20 protein-coding genes and 1 pseudogene are annotated in these 19,091 nt (G+C 40.4%); 13 read left to right on the top strand and 8 right to left on the bottom strand.

Annotated elements, in window-relative coordinates; all coding sequences use genetic code 11:
- The first annotated feature begins 22 nt into the window (after positions 1–22).
- Positions 23–994 (top strand): UDP-glucose 4-epimerase GalE, encoded by a 972-nt coding sequence (gene galE / locus IOC57_RS13575; RefSeq protein WP_207439231.1) that lies wholly within the window; start codon positions 23–25, stop codon positions 992–994.
- A gap of 611 nt (positions 995–1,605) precedes the next feature.
- Here the strand turns inward: galE and IOC57_RS13570 are convergent.
- Positions 1,606–2,325 (bottom strand): pentapeptide repeat-containing protein, encoded by a 720-nt coding sequence (locus IOC57_RS13570; RefSeq protein ID WP_207439230.1) that lies wholly within the window; start codon positions 2,323–2,325, stop codon positions 1,606–1,608.
- Positions 2,326–2,341: 16 nt separating this feature from the next.
- On the bottom strand, positions 2,342–2,620 hold the full coding sequence (locus IOC57_RS13565; protein ID WP_396020817.1) for a PadR family transcriptional regulator: 279 nt from the start codon (positions 2,618–2,620) through the stop codon (positions 2,342–2,344).
- A gap of 288 nt (positions 2,621–2,908) precedes the next feature.
- Between IOC57_RS13565 and IOC57_RS13560 the strand changes: the two genes are divergently transcribed.
- From IOC57_RS13560 to IOC57_RS13550, 3 genes are all read left to right on the top strand, one after another.
- The gene (locus IOC57_RS13560) at positions 2,909–3,406 is read left to right on the top strand and encodes a class I SAM-dependent methyltransferase (RefSeq protein WP_309487707.1); all 498 of its coding nucleotides are present in this window, start codon (positions 2,909–2,911) and stop codon (positions 3,404–3,406) included.
- A 268-nt stretch (positions 3,407–3,674) separates the two neighbouring features.
- Positions 3,675–4,379: a class I SAM-dependent methyltransferase gene (locus tag IOC57_RS13555; RefSeq protein WP_207439228.1), complete on the top strand. Its 705-nt coding sequence runs from the start codon at positions 3,675–3,677 to the stop codon at positions 4,377–4,379.
- Positions 4,380–4,743: 364 nt separating this feature from the next.
- Positions 4,744–5,577: an STAS domain-containing protein gene (locus IOC57_RS13550; protein ID WP_207439227.1), complete on the top strand. Its 834-nt coding sequence runs from the start codon at positions 4,744–4,746 to the stop codon at positions 5,575–5,577.
- 141 nt (positions 5,578–5,718) lie between these two features.
- Here IOC57_RS13550 and IOC57_RS13545 read toward each other — a convergent pair whose 3' ends face one another.
- Positions 5,719–5,871 carry a TrkA C-terminal domain-containing protein gene (locus tag IOC57_RS13545; RefSeq protein WP_207439226.1) on the bottom strand — a complete coding sequence of 51 codons (153 nt, stop codon included), beginning with the start codon at positions 5,869–5,871 and terminating at the stop codon, positions 5,719–5,721.
- 639 nt (positions 5,872–6,510) lie between these two features.
- Between IOC57_RS13545 and IOC57_RS13540 the strand changes: the two genes are divergently transcribed.
- On the top strand, positions 6,511–6,702 hold the full coding sequence (locus IOC57_RS13540; protein ID WP_207439225.1) for a hypothetical protein: 192 nt from the start codon (positions 6,511–6,513) through the stop codon (positions 6,700–6,702).
- Between the two features lie 255 nt (positions 6,703–6,957).
- Here IOC57_RS13540 and IOC57_RS13535 read toward each other — a convergent pair whose 3' ends face one another.
- On the bottom strand, positions 6,958–7,557 hold the full coding sequence (locus tag IOC57_RS13535; RefSeq protein WP_207439224.1) for a TetR/AcrR family transcriptional regulator: 600 nt from the start codon (positions 7,555–7,557) through the stop codon (positions 6,958–6,960).
- Between the two features lie 118 nt (positions 7,558–7,675).
- Here IOC57_RS13535 and IOC57_RS13530 point away from each other — a divergent pair, with 118 nt between their 5' ends.
- Together IOC57_RS13530 and IOC57_RS13525 are read left to right on the top strand one after the other, a co-directional pair.
- Positions 7,676–8,401, top strand: a complete 726-nt coding sequence (locus IOC57_RS13530) for an ABC transporter ATP-binding protein (protein ID WP_207439223.1) — start codon at positions 7,676–7,678, stop codon at positions 8,399–8,401.
- Positions 8,398–9,414, top strand: coding sequence for an ABC transporter permease (locus IOC57_RS13525; protein ID WP_207439222.1), 1,017 nt, complete (start codon positions 8,398–8,400; stop codon positions 9,412–9,414). The genes IOC57_RS13530 and IOC57_RS13525 overlap by 4 nt, the downstream gene beginning before the upstream one ends.
- Before the next feature lie 61 nt (positions 9,415–9,475).
- On the opposite strand, the pseudogene IOC57_RS13520 reads toward IOC57_RS13525, so the two are convergent.
- Both IOC57_RS13520 and IOC57_RS13515 read right to left on the bottom strand, forming a co-directional pair.
- Positions 9,476–9,669 (bottom strand): annotated as a pseudogene (locus tag IOC57_RS13520) (zinc ribbon domain-containing protein); the annotation flags it as partial.
- A gap of 219 nt (positions 9,670–9,888) precedes the next feature.
- Complete coding sequence (locus IOC57_RS13515; RefSeq protein WP_207439275.1) at positions 9,889–10,338, bottom strand: GNAT family N-acetyltransferase; 450 nt, start codon at positions 10,336–10,338, stop codon at positions 9,889–9,891.
- Between the two features lie 106 nt (positions 10,339–10,444).
- On the opposite strand from IOC57_RS13515, the gene IOC57_RS13510 reads away from it, so the two are divergent.
- From IOC57_RS13510 to IOC57_RS13495, 4 genes are all read left to right on the top strand, one after another.
- Positions 10,445–11,269, top strand: coding sequence for a MerR family transcriptional regulator (locus tag IOC57_RS13510; protein WP_207439221.1), 825 nt, complete (start codon positions 10,445–10,447; stop codon positions 11,267–11,269).
- Positions 11,270–11,461: 192 nt separating this feature from the next.
- Positions 11,462–12,070: a VanZ family protein gene (locus tag IOC57_RS13505; RefSeq protein WP_207439220.1), complete on the top strand. Its 609-nt coding sequence runs from the start codon at positions 11,462–11,464 to the stop codon at positions 12,068–12,070.
- A gap of 39 nt (positions 12,071–12,109) precedes the next feature.
- On the top strand, positions 12,110–13,576 hold the full coding sequence (locus tag IOC57_RS13500) for an aminoacyl-histidine dipeptidase (RefSeq protein WP_207439219.1): 1,467 nt from the start codon (positions 12,110–12,112) through the stop codon (positions 13,574–13,576).
- Between the two features lie 403 nt (positions 13,577–13,979).
- Positions 13,980–14,678 (top strand): GntR family transcriptional regulator, encoded by a 699-nt coding sequence (locus IOC57_RS13495; RefSeq protein ID WP_207439218.1) that lies wholly within the window; start codon positions 13,980–13,982, stop codon positions 14,676–14,678.
- 74 nt (positions 14,679–14,752) lie between these two features.
- Here the strand turns inward: IOC57_RS13495 and IOC57_RS13490 are convergent, their stop codons facing one another.
- Positions 14,753–15,340, bottom strand: a complete 588-nt coding sequence (locus tag IOC57_RS13490) for a TetR/AcrR family transcriptional regulator (RefSeq protein ID WP_207439217.1) — start codon at positions 15,338–15,340, stop codon at positions 14,753–14,755.
- Between the two features lie 154 nt (positions 15,341–15,494).
- Here IOC57_RS13490 and IOC57_RS13485 point away from each other — a divergent pair, with 154 nt between their 5' ends.
- Positions 15,495–16,412, top strand: coding sequence for an ABC transporter ATP-binding protein (locus IOC57_RS13485; protein WP_207439216.1), 918 nt, complete (start codon positions 15,495–15,497; stop codon positions 16,410–16,412).
- On the top strand, positions 16,412–18,016 hold the full coding sequence (locus tag IOC57_RS13480; RefSeq protein WP_207439215.1) for an ABC transporter permease: 1,605 nt from the start codon (positions 16,412–16,414) through the stop codon (positions 18,014–18,016). Before IOC57_RS13485 ends, IOC57_RS13480 begins: the two co-directional genes overlap by 1 nt.
- 92 nt (positions 18,017–18,108) lie before the next feature.
- On the opposite strand, the gene IOC57_RS13475 is transcribed toward IOC57_RS13480, so the two are convergent.
- Complete coding sequence (locus IOC57_RS13475) at positions 18,109–18,858, bottom strand: sulfite exporter TauE/SafE family protein (RefSeq protein ID WP_207439214.1); 750 nt, start codon at positions 18,856–18,858, stop codon at positions 18,109–18,111.
- Between the last annotated feature and the right edge of the window lie 233 nt (positions 18,859–19,091).

Below are 19,091 nucleotides of genomic sequence, written 5' to 3'. Positions count from 1 at the left end.
AAAGTAAAAGGGGAAATTCTATATGATTTTGGTCGTTGGCGGTGCGGGATATATTGGAAGTCATCTTGTAAAAGAGTTAGTGAATACGGAAGAGGTAGTCATTCTGGATAATCTTTCAACAGGTTTTCGTTCGCTGGTCGATTCGAAGGCTATCTTGGTGGAAGGAAATCTAGGGGACGAAGCGGTATTGAATGAAATATTTCTTAAATATCCCATTAAAGCTGTTATGCACTTTGCCGCTAATAGCTTGGTTGGTGAGTCTGTTCAAGATCCCTATAAATACTATGATAATAATGTAGGTGCAACTCTTACATTATTGAATACCATGCTCAAGCATGATGTTAAGAATTTCATTTTCTCATCAACGGCAGCTACTTACGGGATACCGAATGCTGATATGATTGATGAAAATCAGCCAACCAATCCGATAAATCCATATGGTCGTTCGAAATTGATGGTAGAGCAGATCTTAGGGGACTTTGCAGAGGCATATGGACTTCATTATATCGTCTTGCGTTACTTTAATGCGGCTGGAGCGCATGCATCAGCAGAAATCGGTGAAAGCCATGATCCGGAAACACACCTGATTCCAATCATTTTGCAGCATTTATTAGGTCAACGTGAAAAGATTTCCGTGTTTGGTACGGACTACGACACAGAAGATGGCACTTGCATTCGTGATTATATCCATGTAACGGATTTAGCTCAAGCTCATATAATCGCGCTTCAAGCCCTATTATCCGGGAAGAAGGATACGGCCATCTACAATCTTGGGAACGGAAAAGGATTTTCGGTTAAGGATGTAATCGATACTTGCGAAAAAGTCACAGAAGTGAAACCGACCATAGAGTATGCAGATCGTCGCCCTGGAGATCCAGCCCGTCTGGTTGCTTCGGCTAATAAGATATATGAAGAGCTTGGGTGGAAAGCGTCGATAAATTTGGAGGAGATCATTGAAAGTGCGTGGAAATGGCATAAATCACAAGTGAATTAAAGGCCCTATAGGGACTCGATAGTCGTTTCGGACTGTAGACAAACTCGAAGAAAACGAGTTTGCCTGCAGTTTTTTTGTTTGAAGAAAGTTGCAGGTTTCAGAAATCGACTCCTTTTCGCCGACTTTCTGCCAAGTCTCATCAAAGCAAGCGCCTGTGGGGTCTCGGCAATCCAGTTATTCGGTAGGAGTGTCGCAGATTTCTTCAATCCAGTGCGGTTTCATTTCGGCTGATCAAGAGATATACAACATTAGGATGAAGCAGGCCGCATAGCAGTCTGAAGCGTATAACCGGAGATAAGGGGGGAGCCAGTTCCCCTGGGCCTTGATAAAGAAGATCTGGAAAGTGAGTTACCTCTTGTATGAATTTAAAGTGGAAGTCTAAAGGTTCATGCAGGGGAGGAGGGGCGGATGAATGATTAGCATATCTGAAAAGATATAGTGAACATGGAAAAACCCTGTGCTAAGACGTTTTATGTCTTAGCACAGGGTTCTTGATGAATCATTCTCCCATGCTCATTCCTTTTAGTACGACCGCAGTCAGAAACACGGTCACGCAAATGATTGAGGTGGATACGACAATCGCGATCGGTAAAGTCATTGGAAATTCCTCCTTAGATGATGGTCACGCCGCTAAGATCAACCTTAGCTCCATGTAAAAAGTTGTAAGTGAGTTTATCCATCGAAGCTCCAGTAAAGTCGATTTTCTTTAAATCGGACATCCTGAATTGAACATTGATGAGTGTGGCATCACGAAATGATGCCTTTTTCAATGAGGAACCTTCGAAAATGGTTTGGTTGAATGTTTCCCCATCAAATATGAGACCAGATAAATTACAGCTTTTAAAATGGGTTTTATTATAAATGCTGTTCTTGAAAGTTACGCCTTTTAAATTGGCACTTTTAAATAGGGTACTGGTTAAATTGGCGTTTTCAAAGGTACAATTATCTAAGTTACTGCTTTTAAATGTGCTGTTCGTCAGGTCGGAATGGCTGAAGTCGGAACGGCTTAAATCGCAGTAATTAAACTTCCCATCATGCACCGAAACCGAGCGGAAGTCGGAATCCAATAAACGTTGCCTGGAATAGTCCATGTTTATAGCCTGCTCAAGCACATTATATTGAAGGTTGAGTGATTCCATGAGCTCTGATACTTCCCCAATCGAATCCACAGTCAGCTTATACGCTTCCTGCTCACTGGCGCCATTCCTTCTATGGTCATTGTATTTTTCCAGTAAGTTTTGCAGCAGTTCTTCTTCCAATTCCTTTGTTGTTTTTGCACTTTTGTACGGGGCAAAAATGCTATGAACATGTGTATGCAGTTTTTCAATCACATTTTATCTTCCTTTCTTATAGGAGGCGCTCAAGTATTCGTTTGGCCTGCTCCCAGTCATTTTTATTTTGGGTATATGTGTCTTCCCCAATCGAGGTGATTTTGTAATATTTCCTTCTCCCGCCTTGTGTGGCATCACCCCAATAAGAGATGATGCATCCATCCTTTTCCAGCCGTTTTAAGCTGGAATACATCGTCGCTTCCTTAATTTCATATTGCTCGTTGGAATTCGTATATATCAGTTTACTGATTTCATAACCATATTTATCGCCACTTTGCAGAAGCTTTAGAATCATCGTATCTACATGTCCGCGAAGCAAGTCAGAGGATAGTTGCCGTTGAACCAAATCCTCACCTCCTTTGGTATATCCTATAGTATATTACTATGACAGTCAAGGTAATTTGGTTAATAATATTTCTCGAAGTTAGGGGCTTTATATTTGGAGGGTCGTTCTTGACATGTCCGTTTTCGTGGATCACTGCGTCGCATACTATTTTTAATTTTACTAATTTGCCAGATATAATATCCGCTTGGAAGGGATTGATTATGCTTTGTAGAAGAAATATGTAAGGGGGAGGGGATGTTGAATAATTCGTGGAATAAAGTGATTAATAAGGTGTGGTCGCCGATTTATGACAAAATCTTCAATTCCCATCGCTTTTTAGATGCCAGGAAAAGATTAGTTGAAGAGTTGCATTTTCACGATGATGCAAAGGTTCTGTTTGTGGGCGTAGAAACGGGGGCCGATTTGGAGCTGATCAAGAGTCTTGACCTTGAGATAACGCCGATAGACCTGTCAGCCGATATGCTAGAAAAAGCGATGGAGAAATTTGATCATACATCGATCAATTTCCTCGAGATGGATACACAGCATATGGAATTCGAGAATGAATCGTTTGACTATATACTGGGAAGTTTGGTCCTTTCCCTTTCCGTCGTACCTGATGCCAATGTATGTCTTCAGGAAATGATCAGGGTTTTAAAAGGGGATGGGAAAATAATACTATTCGATAAGTTTATTTCTAAAGATGAAGTGCTTGCACTACCGAAAAAGCTTCTGCGACCCATCAGTAGTTTTTAGGAATGGATATCGGCTTGCGGTTTGAAGATTTGTTCAGTAGACATGATCAGGGTATGAAAATTAAAGAAGATCGACCGATCATGCTGAATGGAATGCATAGAAAGATAATCATTAGTAAACGGATGTAACAGGAAGATGGAGGAAGCATGTTTCAGAAGTGGCTTGGGATCGGATTCAAAGACATCAGGATACATCATAGAGCTGGTTTTTGTTGTAGCCGAAATCAGTATAATTAACAAGTGGGATACAATGGGAAGAGGTGAAGGTTTTGCCGGAGACGATTACAACCTATGAAGATCTATTGAATATGCTGGACTCGTTATTGCGTGAGCCAACTGGATTCTGGAATGGTTTCTATGAAGACCGTGAGAAAGAGGTCCCCTTTTTCGGGAATTTCCCTGATGAGAATTTGGTTACATATTTTGATAGTGGGTTAATTGGGACAGGAAAGGTTCTTGAGCTTGGGTGCGGACCTGGAAGAAATGCCATTTATCTCGCTCAAAAAGGCTGTTCCGTTGATGCGGTGGATCTTTCGAAGGAAGCCCTTGAATGGGGGAAAGAACGAGCGGTAGATAAACATGTGCACGTGAATTTCATTCAAAGCAATATATTTGATTTGGATATTGTGGAAGGGCAATATGACTTCGTGTATGATTCAGGTTGTTTTCACCATATTGCTCCACATCGCAGGATCAATTATTTGGAGATGGTGAAAAAGGCGTTAAGGCCTAAGGGGCTTTATTCGATTACTTGTTTTGAAGAAGGCGGCATATTGGGTGGTGCTGACATTTCCGATTGGGAGGTATATAGGCAAAGAAGCCTTAAAGGCGGATTAGGCTTTACTGAAGGAAAACTCAGAATGATCTTCAAGGAATTTGAAGTAGTGGAAATACGTAAAATGAGGAAGATGGAACAAACGGATAAGACCTTTGGGGTGCAAGGTTTATGGACGTCCTTATTTATGAAAAATTGATTCTCATAAGATAACAGGTCCCTTTTTGTTATAAAGAAAAGGGGAGTTCGTTAACAAAATGGAAAAATAGAAAACTATAATGAAATGCTTTTTGGGTGAACGCTGATTTTCCAGGATAATAGATGAAGGTTCTTGATCTTTTTTTTGAAAATACAGGGGTTGTTTGGTTTCAAAAACAGCTGGGAAGGTATATGGAAAGTAGGGCAATTGGGTATCAGGTCATCATAAGATTTTTAAGTATGGAAGAGATTATCTTCTATGCTTACTTTTTTGATAATTTTTCTATAAAAAGCTGATTTCAGTGTTAGATTTATCAATGTTGATACCAATTGGAATGATTTATAAAAATAAACAGGAGGAGTTTATGCACAGAAATAAAGAACTATATTCTTTTTTATTGGGTGTGGCAGGACAATTGACTGAGGATTGGTACGCAACATTGAATAAAAATGATAAGGCGGGTGTTTATAGCTCACCCGATTCTAAAGTGATTAAAAAACTTAAGCAACAAAATAATGAATTCCATTTACGTTTCTTTCAGGTCTTCGTTACAGAGGAGAGGGAATTCTTTAAGCATCTTGGTGAGTGGATTGAAGATATCGGTCAGGATGAGGAGCATTTAAATACACCCATCTTTTTTATATTGAGGGAGTTTTTTCGAACGCAAGAACAATATCTGGATTATATTGACCGGTTTGTGGGATTGCATGGAGATAAATATACACAGGACGAAATAAATTCCTGGTATCGGATAGTGGTGAAGGTGTTCAGTGAAGTAATGGAAAGGTTTACGGAAGCGAATCATAGATATGCCAATAAAATCATGAAAGCCCAACAGGCAACGATCGATGAATTGAGCACACCTATCATTTCCCTTAAGGATAACACGGCGTTGCTTCCCCTGATAGGGGATATTGACACGACGAGGGGCATGTCCTTACTTGAAAACACATTACAAAAATGCGCTGAAAAAAATGTCACAAGGCTTTTCATAGACCTGTCGGGCGTTCATTCAATAGATGGTGCATCCGCCCACAAGCTGTCACAAATGATTGAATCCTTACATTTGATTGGTATTCGAACAACCCTTTCAGGACTTCGGCCGGAAATAACCATGACTGCCGTTAAGCTTCAACTGCCTTTTGATAAAGTGACGATAAAGTCCACCCTTGCCCAAGCTATCAGTACGATAAAATAATGCATACATATCCAAGGCATGGGGATGCTCGTCATAAATTTCATCGAGAAGACCTCCATATGGCGGTCTCTCCATGTATATGTGATGCTTTATATAAAACGGGTACGAGTTTCGATAAAGCAAGAGCCGGAACCGGCTGGGTTATTCAATATTGGCAAAGACGGCTAGATCTTCTTTATTGCCAACCACTAAAAGCAAATCTTTTTCATGGATATACTGATCCGGTGAGGGTGCTATGATAATTTCTCCATTACTCACGGTGGCAATGGCACTGATATTATATATTGCACGCAAATCCTCAGGGAGCCCTATAAGTTCAGCATGGGAAAGGAGCTGATTCACGACCCTGTGTAAAGCTGTATGATATTTTAATCATCAATCGTCTTTTCGAACCTTTTTAATGCATAATAAAAAGTCCTGCGAAAACACCGAATAGCATTTTGCCAGAAAAAGCGTGCAAAAAAGCTCCTAAAATAGGCGGTCTTATACCCTTCTTCGCTTTAGCCGACGAAGTAAGAAAGAGCTGATTTCATCCCTTCCGCATGGCGGAATTAACCCCAATTGATAGGTCCTCCGTACTCAATTCCCACGAGCTTAGGCCGAAATGCATTAAATGGATAAACGTATTATAATTCCCATCATTTAGCTGTTGTAATCCCCTAATTGGTATAAAAATATTTCTTTAACAAGACTGAAAATTTACGTTTTATTTACATTTTAAAAACGTATTGACAAATATTAGTTAGCACATTATGATAGGTTCGATTAATCCGATTAGGATAACCAGCATCGATTCACTTTATTCCATACTTTCAGTCATCGCCAATCAAATTTGGAATATATATATTATGTTTCTTTTGTGAATCATAAAGAAAAAAGCATTGCATTCGTATTTAAAAATTCAATACATTTTATTAAAAAAGGCGGGCAATTATGGAGAAGACGTTCAATAGATATGTTATTAATGCCACAGGCAAGGGTGGCCAAACATATTTAACACAATGCCAGGATAAAGATGCACTAAGGAAATGGATAGCCGATCATGAGGATCAAATCATCATGAATGAATTAAGGATAACGGATAAGAAAAAGAATCCGTTTTTAAAATGGTTTTCCCTTAGGTAAATCAACCGAATCCAATGTTCATTAGCGGTATTCAATTATGTAATCTGTGTTCTATCCAGGAACGCTGAACGAAAAATCCATATCTTGTTTTGCTTTTAAACTCATTTATTTTGAATGAGTTTTTTCGCGTTATTTACACTTTTAAACGATTGAGTTTAAATTTAGTAATGGTAAATGTAGAGGTGAAAGCGGGGGGGAAAAGGTGTAATCCGATATAAAGGCATGTTGATGGAACATGCCTTTATATCGGATTGTTCATTGAATGAAAGTCCGCAATTGGCTGATGAAGTTCAAGATTTGAAAATGGATTTTCGCCATTTCTTCCACCGTTTGCTCTTCACAATTCTCTAGCCACTCCTGTATCACCCCTAAAATCGCCGATGTCAGGAAGGCGTGCATATACATGCGGAACGCTTCATTTTTAGCCGCTGGATGCAGGCTGATCAAACGCTCCAACAGGACTTCGCCGAATACGCGCTTTATTTTTTTGGCAAAGGAAGGATCGCCCTGATCACCAAGAATGGCCCTTAATGGGTGAGCATGTTCACTGATGAATTGAAAAATCGCGACGAAGGGCGGGTATAGTTGTTGTTGATGAAGAGCCAAAAAAGCCTCTTTTGGCAAAATGGCAGTAATGCGAGTCTGGAGCTCCTTTAACAATTCCTGCTGTACGTGATCCATCAATTCATATTTATCTGCGTAATGCAAATAGAATGTGCCCCGATTAATGTTAGCGCGCGCTGCAATTTTCTTCACTGATACATGTGAGAAACCCTCTGTTTCAACGAGTACAATAAAATGATGTTGTATCTGCATTTTCGTCCTTTGTACCATATCCTCATGAATTGATGCCATGGAATGTCTCCTTCACTAAACACTTTTCCAAATGTGTTGATTGTATTAGAACTAATGCTACCTTAGAATGATGATACACTCAACACTGTGTTAATTAAAGAGGGAGGATGTGTGTACAATGAAAAAGGCGATTTCCATTGAAGGAATTGCTAAGGATTTCCATCAAAAGAAGGTCATTCAGCCGTTGAGCCTGAATATTGAAAAAAGCGGGATTTTTGGTTTGTTAGGTCCATCTGGATGCGGAAAGACGACCTTGATTAAAATGATTGTCGGATTGATTAAGCCCGATGCTGGTAAAGTCACGGTTCTGGATCTTGAAGTGCCAAATGAAGCACTGTTAATGGATGTAGGCTATATGGCACAGTCCGATGCTTTATATACAGAACTGACGGGTACTGAAAACCTCGAATTTTTTGCGAAGCTATACCGTTTTTCGAAAAAGGAACGAAGGGAACGGATTCAATATGCAGCTGAAATCGTACAGTTGACGAATGATTTGAACGTTCGGGTTGCGCATTATTCAGGTGGAATGAAGCGCCGACTGTCACTGGCGGTTGCACTCATTCAAAATCCGGAGATTCTCATTTTGGATGAGCCGACAGTGGGAATAGACCCTTTGCTGAAACAATCGATTTGGCAGGAACTTGAGCGTTTAAGGAATGAAGATCAGAAGACGATCATCATCACGACGCATGTGATGGATGAAGCGGAACGGTGCGATAAACTGGCGATGCTGCGTGAAGGTGAAATCATCGCGGCAGGAACCCCTGCAGATTTAAAAGAACAATTTGCCGCGGAAACGCTTGATGATGTCTTTTTAAGGATTGGAGGCGGCCTAAAATGAGAATTGCCTCCCTTGTTACTCGAATTACACGGCAGATGCGCCGGGATCGAAGGACGCTCGCTTTATTTTTCCTAGCTCCATTGCTCATTTTAACGCTCATGTATTTTATTTTCGATACAGAAGCAAGTGATTTGAAAATCGTTGTTACAGGCAGTGATGAAGTGATGGTTAAAGCATTGAAACAAGCGGATTTTCAAGTAACCGCCACTGAGGAGTTTTCACAGGAAAAAATGATTGAAAATGATACGGATGGCTGGCTGCAGGTTGAAAATGGCAAAATGAAACTGACACTATTGAACGACGAACCTCCCCGGGCAAAGGCTGTTCAAATGCAAATGTTGCATGGCTTGCAAGGGAATGAAAAAAACACTCCTTCCATTGAGGAGCAATATGTTTACGGAGATGCCAACACAAAGGGTTTTGATACTTTCAGTCCGATGCTCGTCAGCTTTTTCGTGTTCTTCTTTGTCTTCTTAATAGCGGGGATCGCGCTTTTGAAGGAGCGTACAAGTGGTACGTTGGAACGGCTGCTTGCTACACCAATTAAAAGGTACGAAATCGTAGCGGGCTATGTGGTTGGATATGGCTCATTTGCTCTCGTTCAAACCATAATTGTCGTACTATATGCTGTCAATGTATTGGATATCGTCCTTATTGGCTCCATATGGCTCGTTTTATTGACGAATATACTCGTCTCGCTCGTTGCATTATCGCTTGGTACATTACTATCGAGTTTCGCAACATCTGAATTCCAAATGGTACAATTCATTCCGCTGGTCATCGTGCCGCAAGTCTTCTTTACAGGGATTTTCCCATTGGATGGCATGGCAGACTGGCTGCAAAAAATCGGCAAGGTCATGCCGCTCTATTACGCATCGGATGCCATGAACGGCATTATGTACAAAGGTTTCACGTTCAATGAGGTTTTACTTGATTTACTCATTCTCCTGACCTTTGCCGCCGTTTTTATCACCATCAATATTATTAGTTTAAAAAAATACCGTGCACTTTGAACTACCCACCCCTTATGACCTTACAGTCTGATTGAAGTGGGGCATTCATAAGAACATCAGCCTATCGGCCAATTTTTAATAAGGCTATCCCAGCCGTTCCTACGGTTAGCAGCCTTATGTCTTCATTCATTAGATTGAGTCCTGCGTTAATATCCCGATCGTGGTGAGTAGTACAAGAAGACAATCCCATTCACCAAGATTCAGATGTATAACGTCTTTATATTGGTACCCACAGCTAGAACACAATTGGCTAGAAGGTTACTTTGGCTTATGCCAACCGCCATTCATATCCCCCTTACCTTTGGGATCTCCCCTTCATACGCTTGAAGAGGAAGCCTTCTGGCGGGAAATGATAAAACGAACAACTAAAAAAAGAAGCCGGATTCCTGGAGTGTGAGGAACCGGCTTTTTTGTTTTACTGGACATACTTTTGAGTTGAAAAGGATCTAGGTATTAACAATAAATAATAGATGCTTATACTCTTTTGACCATGACCTTTTCATCGTTATAATCTGATTCGCCATTGAATGCAAAGCCGAATTTCTTATACAAATGGAGCGCAGCCTGATTATCTTCAACTATGCTTAAATAGATTTCAGGACAATCATATTCTTCTATTATTCTTTTTATTAAAGCCTCCAACAAGATACTTCCAAGGCCGAAACCCTGATGTACAGCGTCAATGAAAAAGCGGTCTAACCAAACCCTGCCATTTTCGCCTTCCCCAGGGAAAAATCCATACATCGCAAAGCCGACCAAGATATTATCCGAATAGAGCCCAACTGGCCTGTAATATTTACATTCCTTAGCGTCTTTTAAACATTGTTCAGTCGTTTCGATGTAAGCCTTTTGCATTTCGTTAATTCGCAATTTCAAAATATCCTTCACATTTTCGTTCGAGACTTCATTTATAGTGGTCTTCATCATTTATTTTCCTTCCCCATTTCGCAACTGGTTATCCGCTTTGTTATCATGATATATTAATACCCTAAGGTATATGGTTACCATATAGTCAAGAGGAGAGATTATAATGCCCGATGGAAGTGTAGGCAAATATTTTACTACTGGCGAATTTGCCAAATTATGCAATGTAAATAAACAAACGCTTATTCATTATGATGAGATTGGGCTTCTTACTCCCGATTTAAAAAACGAAAAGGGCTATCGGTATTACTCTTATCAACAATTTGAAGTTTTTTCGGTCATCACGCTTTTAAAAGAATTCAATATGCCTTTGAAAGAGATCAAATGGTTTCTTACTAACAGGTCACCTATGGAACTAATTGAACTTTTCAAAGAAAAGACCATAGAATTAGAAAAAAAGATAAAGAGCCTTCACAGAGTGCAGAAGATCATTGAAACGAAAATATCCCTCACTGAAAAAGCAATTTGTATGGATGACTCTCAAATCACCATGAAACTTCAGGAGGAAGAACAGCTCTTCCTAAGTGAATCCATCCTGAATTCTTCTGATGCCGAATTCATAAAATCTACATCTGACTTCATTGATGTCTGTCATGAAAATGAATTTTATACAGGTTTCCCTATCGGGGCCATGATTAGTAAAGAGAACATCATCGACGGGAATCATGATGACTATTCATTTTTGTACACGAAAGTCATGGAAAAGCTCCCAGCCCACACCTTCTATATAAAACCTAAGGGACTATATGTTGTTGCCTATCATAAAGGCAGTTATAAAAATATCTCCGAAACGTACGAAAGAATATTACAATTCATGGAGAGTGAAAACTTGAATCTCAAATCATTTGCATGCGAAGAATACATCTTGGATGAAGTCGCAGTAAAGGGGTATGAAAATTACCTGACGCAAATCATGGTTGAAGTGGAATGAGATTGGGGGATTTAACTCGGGCGAGGACCAAGACATGCCGAACGAATCATTCCAAGCAATGCCATTAGCTTTGAAAAAGCTTCTCCTTGGCGGTTTTCTAAATAGGTTCAGGCAGTTTGTTGACGGGTTGTTAAAGGTGTTCTAGGATATAAGGGTATGTGAAGTTTTGGGAATTAATAGAAGAGGGATTATATGTCTATAAAATCGGTCATGCTTTCCCTCTTGCTGTCGCAAGCAATGTTTTTGTGCGGTTTGCCTTTTTTTCTTCAGCTTCTATTATATTTGAACCCTTTGGTAATCATGGTTGTCTGGTTTTGTATACTTCTTTTCGTTTCGTTTGCGGTTTTTTATTTTCGAGGTGAAACGGTGAGAATCCCTTACCTTTTATGGCAGGCAGTATTGTTTGGCTATAGTTTATCATTATTGGTTTTGCTGTTCTTCCGGCCGGAAGGGCAGGTATATTCGTATAATTTGATTCCTTTTTCCACGATTCTTTCCTATTCATCGAACGAAATGAACGGACTTGTGTCATTTTATAACCTTAGCGCCAATGTGGGGCTGTTCATTCCATTCGGTTTGTATTTGTTATCCAGGGACGGGAAAGATTACGCCGCTCTAAGGAAATTTCTTTATCCATTACTTTCGATTTCGGGCATCGAAATCTGTCAGTTTGTTTTTCGGCGCGGAAGTTTGGATGTCGATGACCTGATCCTGAATATGATGGGTGTTTACCTGGGGTACATTCTGTATCCTTTGTTCAAGAAAGTTGTAGTGTTCCGTTTTGGAAGAGTAAAAGGATGAGAGGCAGTACAAATATGTTAAATGAAAGGGTGTATTTCCATGTATAGCACGTTAGAAGAATTAGCGAGCCATCCGGTGTTTCATTATTTTGCAGCGATTTCCAAAATCCCGAGAGGATCGGCTAATGAAAAAGCGATCAGTGACTATCTGGTTCGCTTCGCTAAGGATAGGGACCTGAAGGTGATCCAGGATGAGGCGCTGAATGTGATTATCAAAAAGCCTGCCACAATTGGATATGAGAGTGCACCTCCCGTCATTATCCAGGGGCATATGGATATGGTTTGCGAAAAGAACAAGGGTACGCTTCATGATTTTGAGAAAGATCCGCTTCAATTAAGGATTGTGGGAGACATGTTGTATGCGACGGATACAACGTTGGGGGCGGATAATGGGATTGCTGTTGCTTATGCTTTGGCATTATTGGATGCAAATGACATTCCGCATCCCTCTCTTGAAATAGTCATAACGACTGAAGAAGAAACGACGATGAACGGGGCACTTGCTGTGGATCCGGCTCACTTTAAGGGGAAAATGCTGATCAACATCGACTCGGAGGAAGATGGAAAGCTGCTGGTCAGCTCTGCAGGAGGGATACGCGTACGGCAAATCCTGCCAATCGGATGGGAATCGGCTTCTATTGTTGATGCTGTATCTTATAACATCAGGATTAAAGGGTTGACGGGCGGACACTCCGGTATGTCCATACATAAGGAAAGAGGGAACTCCAATAAACTTTTGGGCAGAGTATTACATGAATTAACGACTGACTTCCCTTGCTTCATACAGCAAATGAACGGGGGCCTGAAAGGGAATGCAATTCCTCGAGAAGCTGAGGCAACTGTACTGTTTGATGCAGAAGATGTTCAGAAGATAACGGAGAGACTTCAGCAATGGGAGGAAACTTTTAAAAATGAATTGCGATCTTCTGACCCTGAGGTGTCGATAAGGCTTGAAAAGATCGAAACGATTTCTTCAAACGTTTTTTCCAAAGAGACGGTGACTAAAGCCATTACCTCCTTACTGATAATTCCGCATGGCGTTCAAGGAATGAGCATGGGGATAGAAGGATTAGTGGAAAGCTCAACGAATCTTGGGGTTGTTACAACAAATGAAATGGAAATGATATTCGAAAGTGAAATCAGGAGTTCGGTCAAAAGTATCAAATATAATATGGTCACTCAGGCAAAGGCGATTGCCGACATGCTTGGATGCAAACTCGTGGTTGACGCGGATTATCCGGAATGGCCCTATAATCCTGAATCGAAACTCAAGAAATTATTTGAAGAGACATACAAAGAAAAATATCAAGAGGATATTGAAATCATCGCTGTGCATGCAGGGATCGAGTGTGGGGTATTCATCGATAAGATACCAGGGTTGGATACTGTTTCAATCGGACCGGATATGTTTTCCGTACATACACCTGAAGAACACGTTAGCATCCCTTCGACCATAAACAACTGGGAATATTTTGTTTATACATTAAAGAGGATGAAGGATCTATAATGTCTGGGGAATAATTGTGATTTAATGGATTTTAAGACATCCTATCGTTCAACGATAGGATGTCTCTTTTTTTAGGGTAGTAAAATTTGAACGTTGCCTCCAGTCACTCGTTTTTCCACGGGCGGTCTTTACGCCTGTGGGGTCTCCCTTGGACACGCCTAGAGACGCTTGCCTTGGTGAGGCTTGGAAGCCAGTCGGCTGAAAGGGAGTGGGGTTCTGTAAACACTGAAACGTTAAAAGAAAAACTGCAGGCAAACTCGCTTTTCTTCCAAATTGACTACAGTCTGAAGGAAACAGGGGTTTCTTTACAATCGTTATAAAAAAAACTATGGTAAAGAAAACCTATCAGTTAGTCTGAATTATTGTTCGAAATCATTATGTATAGAGGAAGGTATAGGGAAATATGGGTGTAAAGTATAGAATGGTCGTAGAGCAAATGGAGAAAGAAATATCAGATGGAAAATATACATTAAATACTAAGTTACCTACTGAAGAAGAGTTGATGAAGAAGTACGATGTCAGCAGGAATACCATAAGAAAAGCAATCAACATATTGGTTGAGCGGGGCTATATCTATCAAGTTCAAGGAAGCGGGATATTCCTTAGGGAATTTTCCAGGCCGGGATGCATTTCGATGAGGGATATGAATGGCTTAACTAAAGTTTTTGCAAAAGATGAAATGAAAAGTAAAGTGTTGAAATTAGAATTAATAGAAGCTGATGAAAAATTGGCCAAACAAATGAAATGTAAGGTAAAGAACAAAATCTATAACCTCAAAAGGGTAAGATACTTAAATGGTGAACCCATTGTAATAGAAGAGTCCTTTTTCAATAAAGACATCATCCCCATCATAAATAAAGAAATCGCAAATGGTTCCATTTATGAATATATAGTCGAGGATTTGAAGTTGAATATTGGTTTTGCAGATAAAATCATTTCGTGTGAAAAACTAAATGACGATGATGCCAAGCTATTGGACTTGCAGCCAAGTGATCCGACTTTAATCGTTGAAAGTACAGTCTTTTTAAAAGCGGGAACCGTTTTTGACTTATCATTCGAGAAATATAATTACACTTCAGCCAAATTATTAACATTGACTTAAAGAGGTCAGGAAATTCTTAAATAAGATTGTTACGGTGTGAATTGGAGATATCGAATCACACCGTTTTTTTACATTCATTTCTCCTTTTTCCCAACTATCCCATAAAACAAAAGCTTCATGATATCCTCAGTCAAAGGCAGGACTTTTTGATAAACCTCTTCCCGTTGGAGATATTCATTCATCGCTTTTATATAAAATAAAATCGCTTCATTAGATAAGTTGGGGTCAACATATCCTTGTTCCTTCCCCTCGTTAAAAAGATCAATCAAGCGTGGCAGGGCTTTTTCTGTATATGTTTTTTCCATATAATTGATTCCGGTAGTATATTCCCTCATTAAATATTGATAAAAATCTTCATGAATTTGTTTCGCTGTTTCATTCTTCGTGAACATAATTTGCTTTATTTTTTCAGGGAAAGTAATGTTGCTGGTAAGTATTTGTTCAAATTCATCCATTGCCTTATCTGTATAATAAATAAAAACAGCATGAATTAAATTATGCTTACTTTCGAAGTAATTATATATCGTTACTTGAGATACATTCGCTTTTTTGGCTATTTCTCCGATAGAAATCTTTTGTACACCATACTCCATGAATAAAGCTAAGGCAGCCTCCAGTATATTCAATTTTTTTTGTTCCCTGCGGCGTTGAAATCCGTCCATTTAGTTCACCTCAACCTTAGTTTAATTAAAAATATGTAATAGAACAATTAAATACGTTCATAAACTATTGTCAGGAATCCTTATTTTATATATTATGAACTAAATTAATAAAAATATTTCATAATTTCTTTTCGGAGGAAGAGGTGGATGAGGAATGTCAGTATTGAAAACAACTGATTTAACGAAAAAGTTTGGAAGGTTTACCGCTTTAAATGGTGTGAACATTGAAGTGAATAAAGGTGAGGTATTTGGATTCATCGGTCCTAATGGTGCTGGAAAATCAACAACGATCCGTGTGCTGCTCGGGATTTTAAAAGCGACGGATGGGGAAGCGAAGATTTTCGGTAAGGATGCATGGAAAGATGCGGTTGAAATTCACAAGCGAATCGCGTATGTTCCGGGGGATGTGAACCTATGGCCCAACTTAACAGGCGGCGAAGTTATTGATCTATTTACTGAATTACGCGGGGCGAACAATAAAAGCAGACGCGAAGAACTAATGAAAATATTCGATTTGGACCCTTCCAAGAAATGTGGAACATATTCAAAAGGGAACCGGCAAAAGGTTGCTTTGATTGCTGCTTTCTCATCTGATGCCGACCTTTATATATTGGATGAACCAACATCAGGTCTTGATCCATTGATGGAAAGAGTTTTTCAGGAATGTGTGATGGATGCGAAAGATGAAGGAAAAAGCATATTACTTTCCAGTCACATTCTTTCCGAAGTGGAAAGGTTATGCGATAAAGTGGGCATCATTCGGCAAGGGCAAATGATTGAAACGGGAACATTGGATGAGTTACGTCATTTAACGAGAACAAGCTTGCTTGTCGAAACGAAGCAACCTATTCCTGCTTTAGGAAATGTAAACGGGGTTCGGGATATCGTGAAGAAAGACCAATCACTTTCATTTCAAGTGGATACAGATGAATTGGATAATGTAATGAAGTATATAAGCCAATTTGGAGTTGTGAAATTGGAAAGTGCGCCGCCTACATTGGAAGAGTTATTCATGAGCCATTATGAAGGGGAAAGGAAAACTTCTGATCCTGGATCGGGAGGTGCGTTATAATGGCAAACCAGTCTTATCATAATACAGGAAGACTCTCCCGGTTCATCGTACGGCAAGATTGGATTCGGATCCCTGTTTGGATAATTTCCCTATCAGTCCTTTCATTTATGGTTGCAATGGCATTCACCGACCTATACCCGAATGGGCTAGAAAGGCAAACCATTGCCGAAACGATGAAGAACCCTGCAATGACAGCGATGGTGGGGAAAGGTTATGGCCTGGATGACTATACAAACGGAGCGATGATGGCGCATCAAATGTTACTTTTAACCGCTATGGCCGTGGGGATCATGAGTATTTTACTTGTTACACGCCATACACGCGCAGATGAAGAGGACGGACGTATCGAAATGATCCGTTCTTTGCCAGCTGGCCGGTTGGCTAATTTATATGCAACCATTTCCGTATCGTTTGGTACGAATGCATTGATCGCGATAATAATGGGTTTCGGATTGTACGCTCTGGGAATTGAAAGCATGGATTTGGAAGGTTCCCTTATGTATGGAGCTGCTTTAGGGGCAACCGGTATTTTCTTCTCGGCGATAACGGCCTTATTTGCCCAGCTTACGGAGAGTGCGCGAGGTACGGTTGGTTACTCCATCTCTGTTTTGCTTCTCTCCTATCTTATTCGGGCAATTGGGGATGTTAGCAATGAAACACTTTCCTGGTTTTCACCATTGGGTTGGGTGTTAGGTTCAGAAGTATACGTGAATAATTATTGGTGGCCAATCATCCTTACGATCGGTGCGGCAATGATTTTGGTTGTCCTATCTCTATATTTGAATGCCATCCGGGATTTGGAAGCTGGAATCATACCGGCTAAGCCCGGCAGAAAAGATGCTTCATCGTTTTTGAAAGGTCCGCTTGGCCTCGCGCTAAGGCTTCAGCGTACAGGATTAATTGCGTGGGCAGCCGGGATGTTCATATTAGGAGCATCTTACGGTTCCGTTTTAGGTGATTTAGAATCGTTTTTTGCAAAAAATGAAATGATGGCTGAATTATTAACGCCAGTTGAAGGCTATTCGCTGACAGAGCAATTCTTGACAATGTTGATGTCTGTCATCTCCATGATATGCACCATTCCGCCTTTAATGGCGATGTTTAAGCTTAAAGGGGAAGAGAAAAAGAACCATACTGAACATTTATTGAGTCGGGCTGTATCCCGTACAAGGCTTATGGTCAGCTACTTTATCATCTCCGTTATTGGCGGTTTTCTCATGATTACGCTTGCTGCAATGGGTCTTTGGGCAGTCGGGAATTCAGTAATGGATGAGGGGATTGCTTTCGGCACTTTATATAGTGCAGCAGTGGTCTACCTGCCTGCGATGTGGATCATGATTGGTATCGCAGTGCTGTTTATTGGCCTTGCACCAAAGTTATCGGGCTTGACCTGGCTTTACTTGACATACTCAATCTTAGTCGTTTATTTAGGGGGGATGCTTCAATTTCCGGAATGGATGGGAAAACTAACACCATTTGGCCATATCCCGAAACTTTCTGTTGAAGATATGGACTTCATGAAAGTATCCATCCTTACGATCATAGCTATAGTTTTACTGGCTTTTGGCTTTATCGGATATAACAAACGGGATATCCGAGGTTGACTTTCAACTATGATTCTATTATTCCTGTAAATTGTCTTCAGACTAAGGCCCGATTTCTTTGTTTCAATGAGAAATCGGGCTTTTATTGGTTATCAGTCAAGGGGGAATAATAATAGTACACCTAGCGCAATGATGATAAAGAATAAATAGCTTTCGAATTTCTTCGCAGGAATTCGCTTATTCATGAAGATTCCGAGACCTGTCGCAAGTAATATAGCTGGAATGGAATAAACGTAAAGAATAAGTGAATCGGCAGTCCATAGTCCTCCTAGCGCATGACCCGTCACGACCAGGATTCCGGATATAAGAAAATGGGCTTGCAAGGTTCCGCGGAATCGATCTGGATTCCATCTTCGTAAAGTTCCATAGACGACGACCGGCACACCATTAAAGTTATAGGCGCTGCCGAGGACTCCCGATGCAAAACCGAACGGCCATATCCAGCCCTTCGAGTTGAGTAACGGTTTATACATGGCGTGAAAAAGTTTTTGCTTAAGAAGAGAATATCCTCCATATGCAATCAAAAAAACACCGAGTGCAGAAGTAATGATCATGGAAGGTGCGTAATGAAGCAAAGCGAGGCCGGCTGGTATGCCGATGACCGTTGCAAGCGCCAGCCTGATTAATACCGAACGTTCGATATGCCGCCATCCGCTAACGACGGTTAATAAAGCAACGGTAAGACCGGCCAATCCAATCAGGGAAACCGAAGTAGTAAGCGGAATGTGAAGTAACGCAAGCAGAGGCATGCTGACAATCGCTTCACCGAATCCGAACATCGACCGCATCAACGCGCCGATAAAGACTGCCGCCACCACCAATATGATGCTGCTGATCGTCATTATTTCACCTCCTGAAGCAAAAATTTAAACCTCTATAATTATACCACACCAAACCATTTTCGGCTTGGTGTAACGTTGGTTTAGAACGGAATATTTAAGGTCTTACTATGCCTGTATAACGCGTTTTTTATGCAGTTTAATAGAGAGGTACATGGGTGGGTTTTCGTTGTTCAGTGAGGGGGTATATGGGTAAAAAAAGGGGTACGCATCTTGTGACGCCGTGTGATGAAAAA

It is taken from the genome of Bacillus sp. SD075, assembly GCF_017355165.1.
Lineage (GTDB): Bacteria > Bacillota > Bacilli > Bacillales > DSM-1321 > Peribacillus.
Note: the sequence above shows the minus strand (reverse complement) of the source record. Positions and strands in the feature narration are given on the sequence as shown.

Coding starts and splice junctions, on each gene's coding strand:
- galE (WP_207439231.1), top strand. CDS start 23: ATGATTTTGGTCGTTGGCGGTGCGGGATATATTGGAAGTCATCTTGTA.
- IOC57_RS13565 (WP_396020817.1), bottom strand. CDS start 2,620: ATGATTCTAAAGCTTCTGCAAAGTGGCGATAAATATGGTTATGAAATC.
- IOC57_RS13550 (WP_207439227.1), top strand. CDS start 4,744: ATGCACAGAAATAAAGAACTATATTCTTTTTTATTGGGTGTGGCAGGA.
- IOC57_RS13540 (WP_207439225.1), top strand. CDS start 6,511: ATGGAGAAGACGTTCAATAGATATGTTATTAATGCCACAGGCAAGGGT.
- IOC57_RS13535 (WP_207439224.1), bottom strand. CDS start 7,557: ATGGCATCAATTCATGAGGATATGGTACAAAGGACGAAAATGCAGATA.
- IOC57_RS13530 (WP_207439223.1), top strand. CDS start 7,676: ATGAAAAAGGCGATTTCCATTGAAGGAATTGCTAAGGATTTCCATCAA.
- IOC57_RS13525 (WP_207439222.1), top strand. CDS start 8,398: ATGAGAATTGCCTCCCTTGTTACTCGAATTACACGGCAGATGCGCCGG.
- IOC57_RS13515 (WP_207439275.1), bottom strand. CDS start 10,338: ATGAAGACCACTATAAATGAAGTCTCGAACGAAAATGTGAAGGATATT.
- IOC57_RS13510 (WP_207439221.1), top strand. CDS start 10,445: ATGCCCGATGGAAGTGTAGGCAAATATTTTACTACTGGCGAATTTGCC.
- IOC57_RS13505 (WP_207439220.1), top strand. CDS start 11,462: ATGTCTATAAAATCGGTCATGCTTTCCCTCTTGCTGTCGCAAGCAATG.
- IOC57_RS13500 (WP_207439219.1), top strand. CDS start 12,110: ATGTATAGCACGTTAGAAGAATTAGCGAGCCATCCGGTGTTTCATTAT.
- IOC57_RS13495 (WP_207439218.1), top strand. CDS start 13,980: ATGGGTGTAAAGTATAGAATGGTCGTAGAGCAAATGGAGAAAGAAATA.
- IOC57_RS13490 (WP_207439217.1), bottom strand. CDS start 15,340: ATGGACGGATTTCAACGCCGCAGGGAACAAAAAAAATTGAATATACTG.
- IOC57_RS13485 (WP_207439216.1), top strand. CDS start 15,495: ATGTCAGTATTGAAAACAACTGATTTAACGAAAAAGTTTGGAAGGTTT.
- IOC57_RS13480 (WP_207439215.1), top strand. CDS start 16,412: ATGGCAAACCAGTCTTATCATAATACAGGAAGACTCTCCCGGTTCATC.
- IOC57_RS13475 (WP_207439214.1), bottom strand. CDS start 18,858: ATGACGATCAGCAGCATCATATTGGTGGTGGCGGCAGTCTTTATCGGC.